The sequence below is a fragment of the Mesorhizobium sp. M1A.F.Ca.IN.020.06.1.1 genome (genome assembly GCF_004023265.1).
GTDB lineage: Bacteria > Pseudomonadota > Alphaproteobacteria > Rhizobiales > Rhizobiaceae > Mesorhizobium.
The window spans coordinates 1-7,147 of the sequence record NZ_RZSR01000231.1 but is presented as its reverse complement, the minus strand read 5'-3'; the positions used below and the strand labels follow the sequence as shown (position 1 = coordinate 7,147).

The following is a 7,147-nucleotide window of genomic DNA, read 5'->3' as shown; positions in this document are numbered from 1 at the left end:
CCCTGGCGCTGCGCGAGAAGCTCGTGCCGACCGGCGATGACGATCGGCCTCCGCCCAAGGCGCCAAAACAGCAGAGCCATATCCGCCAGGCCCGCCCGCAGCAGCCGCCGGCGAAGGTTCCCGAGAGCGGGCCGATGGCCGCGATGCTGAAGAAGCTGTTCGGAAAAGACTGAGCGTTGAAACGATCATGCCAAGGGCTTGACGATCGTCCGCGCTTTCGCCCATAGCCCTCAGCAAATCTCGAATTCCCGATAGGACCGGACGAACATGGGTTTCAAATGTGGCATCGTTGGCTTGCCCAACGTCGGCAAGTCGACGCTGTTCAACGCGTTGACCAGGACGGCTGCCGCGCAGGCCGCCAACTATCCTTTCTGCACCATCGAGCCGAACACCGGCGAGGTGGCGGTTCCGGACCCGCGGCTGCAGAAGATCGCCGCGATCGGCAAGTCGAAGGAGATCATCCCGACCCGCATCTCCTTCGTCGACATTGCCGGACTGGTGCGCGGCGCCTCCAAGGGCGAAGGTCTGGGCAACCAGTTCCTCGCCAACATCCGCGAGGTCGACGCCATCGTGCATGTGCTGCGCTGCTTCGAGGATGACGACATCACCCATGTCGAGGGCCGCATCGATCCGGTCGCCGACGCCGAGACCGTCGAGACCGAGCTGATGCTCGCCGATCTCGAAAGCCTGGAGCGCCGCATCGTGCAGGTCCGCAAGCGCGCCGCCGGCAAGGACAAGGAAGCAATGACCGTTCTGCCGATGATGGAGGCGGCGCTCGAACTGCTGCAGGCAGGTCGCCCGACCCGCGTCCTGCTCAATGGCATCGCGGCGGAGGATCTGCGCATCCTGCAGGGCCTGAACCTGCTCACATCGCATCCCGTGCTCTATGTCTGCAACGTCGCTGAGGCGGACGCTGCCACGGGAAACGAGCATACAAAGGCGGTGGAGAAGATGGCCGCCGCGCAGGGCGCCGGCACGGTGGTGATCTCGGCGGCGATCGAGGCGGAAGTTGCCCAGCTTTCCGACGAGGAGGAAATGGAGTTCCTCGCCTCGCTCGGCCTTGACGAGCCGGGCCTCAACAAGGTGATCCGGGCCGGCTACGAACTCTTGCATCTGATCACCTATTTCACCGTCGGGCCGAAGGAGACGCGCGCGTGGACGATCCACAAGGGCGATAAGGCACCGCAAGCTGCCGGCGTCATTCACACCGACTTCGAACGTGGTTTCATCCGCGCCCAGACGATCTCCTACAACGACTTCGTCACGCTCGGCGGCGAAGTGGCGGCCAAGGAAGCCGGCAAGGCGCGCGACGAAGGCAAGGAGTATGTCGTCCAGGACGGCGACATCATGCTGTTCAAGTTCAACACCTGAGTGCCTGGCTGGCTCACCAGAAAGGACTTGACCAAATTGGCTCGGGCCTCCATCCGGGATGCCCGACCTTCGGGATCACGCGTTCGTCAACCGGATTGCCGACATGACCGGAAAGACCTGGGCCTATGAGGATTTCGTCGAGGGCGCCTCGCTCGACCTCGGCAGCAAGAATGTGAGCGCCGCCGAGATCATCGAGTTTGCCAGCGAATTTGATGCCCAGCCGATGCATCTCGACGAGGTGGCCGGCAAGGCCAGCATCCTGGGCGGCCTTTCGGCTTCGGGCTGGCACACTTGCGCGATGTTCATGCGCATGCTGTGCGATGCCTTCCTGCTCGATTCGACCTCGCAAGGCTCACCCGGCATCGAGCACGTCAAATGGAAGAAGCCGGTTCTGGCCGGTGACCGTCTCACCGGCAAGGTCACCGTGCTTTCCAAGCGCCAGTCCAAGTCGCGGCCGCAGATCGGCCTCGTCAGCATGCGCAGCGAACTGTTCAACCAGCGCGGCGAATGCGTCTTCGAGCTTGAGAACACCGGCATGTTTCTGACCCGCGGGGCCGTCGCGTGACCCTGGACGAGTATTTCCTCATCGGCCAAACCGTCACCCTCGGCGCGCACAAATTCGAGGCCGACGAGATCAAGGCGTTCGCCAGGAAATACGATCCGCAAATCTTCCATGTCGACGAGGAGGCGGCGAAGGAGAGCATGCTTGGCGGTCTCTGCGCCTCCGGCTGGCACACCGCCGCCACCTGGATGAAATACAACCTCGAAAAGCGCATGGAGACCGAGGGCGTGCGTTGGACCGGTCCCGGCCCGCAGCCCGAATTCGGCCCCTCGCCCGGGTTTCGCAACCTCAAATGGCTGAAGCCGGTCTATGCCGGCGAAACCGTGACCTTCACCCGCACAGCGCTTGCCCATCGACCCCTTGCCGGCCGCCCCGGCTGGAGCCTGCTCACGCTGCGTTCCGAAGGTTTCGACTCCAGCGGCGATAAGGTTATCGAGTTCGACAGCGCGGTGCTGGTGAAGGTGGAGTAGCGAATGGTGAATAGTGAATGGTGACTAGTGAACCATTCCCTATTCACGACTCACTATTCACCATTCAACACTGATCAATGCCCCTCGAAGCCGATCAGCGTCCTTACCGGCACGCCGAGAGCTTCCAGTTTCTGGCGCCCGCCGAGATCCGGCAGGTCGATGACGAAGCAGGCGGCAACGATGTCGGCGCCGATCTGCCTGAGCAGCTTGACGGCCGCCTCCGCCGTGCCGCCGGTGGCGATCAGATCGTCGACCAGGATCACCTTCTCGCCTTGCGAGACGCCGTCCTTGTGCATCTCCATCTCGCCCAGACCGTATTCGAGGCTGTAGGCGACGCGCACGGTCTCGTAAGGCAGCTTGCCCTTCTTGCGGATCGGGACGAAACCCGCCGAAAGCTGATGCGCCACTGCGCCGCCCAGGATGAAGCCGCGTGCCTCGATGCCGGCGATCTTGTCGATCTTCAGCCCGGCGTAAGGATGCACAAGCTCGTCGATTGCCCGGCGAAAGGCGCGAGCGTCGCCGAGCAGCGTGGTGATATCGCGAAACAGGATGCCGGGTTTGGGGTAATCCGGAATGGTGCGGATGGCCGCAAGCAGCGTGTCTTCGAGCGAGGGTTTCATGAGACGAGCTCCGCGTGTCCGGCTGTCGGGTATAACGGCGTCGACGCGCCCGGCGCAACGCAACCAACAACGGCTACCGCGATGGAGCCCGGGAGACAAGCGCATCCGGCAAAGGATCGGCATCGCCTGCCTTGCTCCCGTGTCGGCGCCGCAAGCGAAAAAGGCGCCCCGCTGGCGCCCTTGCAGAAACGTTGGCGACGGACGGCTCACATGCCGAGGTCGGACCGCAGCTCGGATCGCGCCACCTTGAACTCGATCTTGAAATCGGGCCGGCTGAGCAGGACCGCGGCGATCGCGCTGCCGGAAATCTTGCCCATCTCGACATCCGACGGATAATGGATGCCGCCGACCACGCGGTTATGGGCATATTCGGCCGCGCGGGCTATGATCTCGGCCCGCTTCTCCGGCACCATGTCGGACAGGATGATGCCCATCATGGTGCCGACCGTCGCATGGCCCGACGGCCAGGAACCGGAATTCGACAGCTTCACCGCGGGTTTGACCAGATCACTGAGCTGATGCGGACGCGGCCGCTTCCAGACGTCCTTGGCCGGATCGACGACCGCGCCTTCGGTCGCCACCACGCGGTCGAAGAAGGCGCTGAACTTCGGCAGCGTCTCCTTGCTGAATTTCGGTCCCATGACATCGGCGAAGCGCCAGACATCCTCTTCGGCATCGGCGATAGCGCGCTTTTCCATTTCGGGCGTGCGCGTCACTTGCAGGGTCAGCACCTCGCCGAGTTCTGCCTTGGTCTCGGCCGAATCATTGGCCGGCGGCGGCGGCAGGATCATCGTCAGGTCGATGTCCTTGTTGGTGACGAAGGGCTGGGCGTCCTCGGCGCGGACTGCCGAGGAGGCGACAAGAAGCAGCACCACGGCTGCAAGCGGCGCAAATCTTTTCATGAGGACGATCCTTTGAGGTGAGCCAACGCAGGATCGCGATGCGCAATGACAGCCATGTGACACGGCCGGATCAAAGCGGTCCCGAAATTGAAAAGGGCGCCTTTGCGGCGCCCCTCGAAAGTGTCGGACCGATCGCGGCTCAGTGCGCCACTTCGGCCCACACCTTGCGCTTGGTCAGGTAGACCAGCGCGCCGAACAGCAGCAGGAACACCAGGACGCGGAAGCCGGTCTTCTTGCGCTCTTCGAGATGCGGCTCGGCGGCCCACATCAGGAACGCCGACACGTCGCGCGAATACTGGTCGACCGTCTGCGGCGAGCCGTCGTCATAGGTCACCTGGCCGTCCGAAAGCGGTTTCGGCATCTTCAGCGACACGCCGGACAGGAAGTATGGATTGTAGTGCGTGCCTTCGGGGATGACCATGCCGGCCGGCGGCGCCTGGTCGTAGCCGGTGAGCAGCGAGTGGATGTAGTCCGGGCCGCCCTGAGCATACTGGGTGAAAATGTCGAAGATGAAACGCGGAAAGCCGCGCTCGACACCGCGCGCCTTGGCGAGCAGCGACATGTCGGGCGGAGCGGCTCCGCCATTGGCGGACGCGGCGGCCTGTTCGTTCGGGAACGGCGACGGGAAGTGATCCGACGGCTTGCCCGGGCGGTCGAACATGTCGCCGGCATCGTTCGGGCCGTCATGGATGGTGTACTCGGCGGCAAGCGTCTTGATCTGCGCTTCCGAGTAGCCGAGGCCTTCCAGCGTGCGGAACGCCACCAGGTTCATCGAGTGGCAGGCCGAGCAGACTTCCTTGTAGACCTTCAGGCCGCGCTGCAGCTGGGCCTTGTCGTACGTGCCGAACGGCCCGGCGAAGCTCCAGCTCATTTCCTTCGGTTCATTGATCGGGAAATGCGTCGGGGCAGCCGCGTTGTGTTCCTCTTCGGCTGCGATGGCAGCCGTGCCCGCGACCACCAGGCCAAGCAGCGCCAGCGAGGTGAGAATCTTCTTCATGCCAAATCCCCTCAGATTCTCAGCCCTTGGTTTCCGGCGCGCTGACCGCGCCTGCCGGATGCCCGCCGGCTCCCTTGTTTTTCTTTTCCAGCACTGCCTCGGTGATCGAGTTCGGCAGCCGCCGCGGCGTCTCGATCAGGCCGAGCACCGGCATCACGACCAGGAAGAAGGCGAAGTAGAACAGCGTCGCCATCTGCGCCATGAACACGTATGAGCCTTCCGCCGGCTGCGAGCCCAGCCACCCGAGCAGGATGGCGTCGGCCACGAACAGCCAGAAGAACAGTTTGTACCAGGGCCGGTAGACCGCCGAGCGCACCTTGGAGGTGTCGAGCCACGGCACCAGGAACAGCATGGCGATGGCGCCGAACATGCACAGCACGCCGCCGAGCTTGGAGTTGATCGGCCCGATGTTGAAGGTGATGGCGCGCAGGATCGCGTAGAACGGCAGGAAGTACCATTCCGGAACGATGTGGGCCGGCGTCTTCAGCGGATTGGCGACCGTGTAGTTGTCCGGATGGCCGAGGTAGTTCGGCAGGTAGAAGACGAAATAGGCGAAGAAGAACAGGAACACGATCATGCCGAACGCGTCCTTGATGGTCGCATAGGGCGTGAAGGCGACGGTATCGGTCTTCGACTTGACCTCGATGCCGGTCGGGTTCGACTGGCCGACGACATGCAGCGCCCAGACGTGCAGCACGACGACGCCGGCGATCATGAACGGCAACAGGTAATGCAGGGCGAAGAAGCGGTTCAGCGTCGGATTGTCGACGGCGAAGCCGCCGAGCAGCAGTTCCTGGATCCAGTTGCCGACCAGCGGGATGGCGCTGAAGAAGCCGGTGATGACGGTGGCGCCCCAGAAGCTCATCTGTCCCCATGGCAGCACATAGCCCATGAAGCCGGTCGCCATCATCAGGAGGTAGATGATGCAGCCGAGGATCCAGAGCAGCTCGCGCGGCGCCTTGTAGGAGCCGTAGAACAGCCCGCGGAAGATGTGGATGTAGACGGCCACGAAGAAGAACGAGGCGCCGTTGGAATGGAGATAGCGCAACAGCCATCCCGAATTCACGTCGCGCATGATCTTCTCGACCGAATCGAAGGCGAGTGTGGTGTCGGACGTGTAGTGCATGGCCAGCACGATGCCGGTGAGGATCTGCGATACCAGCATGATCGACAGGATGCCGCCGAACGTCCACATGTAGTTGAGGTTGCGCGGCACCGGATAGGCAATGAAGCTGTCATAGACAAGCCGGGGAAGCGGCATACGGGCGTCGAACCAGCGTCCGAGACCCGTCTTCGGTGTGTAGGTGGAGTGTCCCTCGCTCATCGAAATATCCCCCTGCCTCAACCGATAAGGATCTTGGTATCGGAAATGAATTTAAACACCGGGATCGCCATGTTCTCCGGCGCCGGGCCTTTGCGGATGCGGCCGGCGGTATCGTACACCGAGCCGTGGCACGGGCAGAACCAGCCGCCGAAATCGCCTTCCTGGCCGAGCGGGATGCAGCCGAGATGGGTGCAGACCTGCACCATGACCATCCAGGCTTCCTTGCCGGGCGTGGTGCGGTTGGCGTCGGTCGCCGGCGCATCGGCCGGCAAGTTGGCATTGCGGGCGATCGGATCCTTGAGATCGTTGAGGCTAACCGCCGCGCCGTCCTTCATTTCCTTGTCGGTGCGGTTGCGCACCACGACCGGCTTGCCGCGCCACTTGACGACCAGCGAGCTGCCGGGCTGCAGCGAGGAGACATCGACCTCGACAGAAGCCAGCGCCAGCGTCGAGGCATCCGGCTGCATCTGGTCGATGAACGGCCAGGCGACGGCCCCGGCGCCGACCACGCCGGCCATGCCGGTGGCGATGTAGAGAAAATCGCGACGGTTGGGATCGTGGATGTCGGTTGCGCTCACGGGTGCCTGATCCTTTCGCCTCTTTCCGTGCCGGCGGCCGAGCCTTGTCCCCGCTCAATCGCGCCGGCCCGACAGCGCATGGCGAACAGGCTAGCGAATTCCTCCGGCATTTGGAGGTTCGGTTTATGCGTGAAGCCCGTTTTTGTCCAGACGCGTGGAGGCACAAGGGCACATTGTCGCGGGCACATGCCGCGGCACGCGCAACGGCTTGATGATCGGGCCGCCGAACAGCGCTAAATAGCGCTAACTTCAGCGGTAAATCGGAACTCCGCTTGCCTCGACAGCAACCGCCGGCCCGGTCTATTGTCGAGCCATGGCGCATG

The 7,147-nt window shown here is 63.3% G+C and carries 8 protein-coding genes and 1 pseudogene; 4 read left to right on the top strand and 5 right to left on the bottom strand.

Annotated features, from left to right (window positions below; genetic code table 11):
• The 4 genes and pseudogenes from EOA60_RS38950 to EOA60_RS12750 form a co-directional block, all read left to right on the top strand.
• A pseudogene (locus tag EOA60_RS38950) lies at positions 1-173 on the top strand (aminoacyl-tRNA hydrolase); the annotation flags it as partial.
• A gap of 94 nt (positions 174-267) precedes the next feature.
• Positions 268-1,371: a redox-regulated ATPase YchF gene (gene ychF, locus EOA60_RS12760; protein ID WP_095801669.1), complete on the top strand. Its 1,104-nt coding sequence runs from the start codon at positions 268-270 to the stop codon at positions 1,369-1,371.
• Between the two features lie 103 nt (positions 1,372-1,474).
• Positions 1,475-1,936, top strand: a complete 462-nt coding sequence (locus EOA60_RS12755) for a MaoC family dehydratase (RefSeq protein WP_095823563.1) — start codon at positions 1,475-1,477, stop codon at positions 1,934-1,936.
• Positions 1,933-2,403 (top strand): MaoC family dehydratase, encoded by a 471-nt coding sequence (locus tag EOA60_RS12750; protein ID WP_067326553.1) that lies wholly within the window; start codon positions 1,933-1,935, stop codon positions 2,401-2,403. The genes EOA60_RS12755 and EOA60_RS12750 overlap by 4 nt, the downstream gene beginning before the upstream one ends.
• Before the next feature lie 74 nt (positions 2,404-2,477).
• Here the strand turns inward: EOA60_RS12750 and EOA60_RS12745 are convergent, their stop codons facing one another.
• From EOA60_RS12745 to petA, 5 genes are all read right to left on the bottom strand, one after another.
• Positions 2,478-3,023 (bottom strand): adenine phosphoribosyltransferase, encoded by a 546-nt coding sequence (locus tag EOA60_RS12745; protein WP_095823269.1) that lies wholly within the window; start codon positions 3,021-3,023, stop codon positions 2,478-2,480.
• Positions 3,024-3,229: 206 nt separating this feature from the next.
• Entirely contained in the window at positions 3,230-3,925 is a 696-nt protein-coding gene (locus EOA60_RS12740; RefSeq protein ID WP_095823270.1) for a phosphatase PAP2 family protein, read from the bottom strand.
• Positions 3,926-4,064: 139 nt separating this feature from the next.
• Positions 4,065-4,922, bottom strand: a complete 858-nt coding sequence (locus EOA60_RS12735) for a cytochrome c1 (protein ID WP_095823271.1) — start codon at positions 4,920-4,922, stop codon at positions 4,065-4,067.
• A 19-nt stretch (positions 4,923-4,941) separates the two neighbouring features.
• Positions 4,942-6,246 (bottom strand): cytochrome b N-terminal domain-containing protein, encoded by a 1,305-nt coding sequence (locus EOA60_RS12730; RefSeq protein WP_066994345.1) that lies wholly within the window; start codon positions 6,244-6,246, stop codon positions 4,942-4,944.
• 17 nt (positions 6,247-6,263) lie between these two features.
• Positions 6,264-6,824 (bottom strand): ubiquinol-cytochrome c reductase iron-sulfur subunit, encoded by a 561-nt coding sequence (gene petA, locus EOA60_RS12725; protein ID WP_066994342.1) that lies wholly within the window; start codon positions 6,822-6,824, stop codon positions 6,264-6,266.
• Positions 6,825-7,147 lie beyond the last annotated feature (323 nt).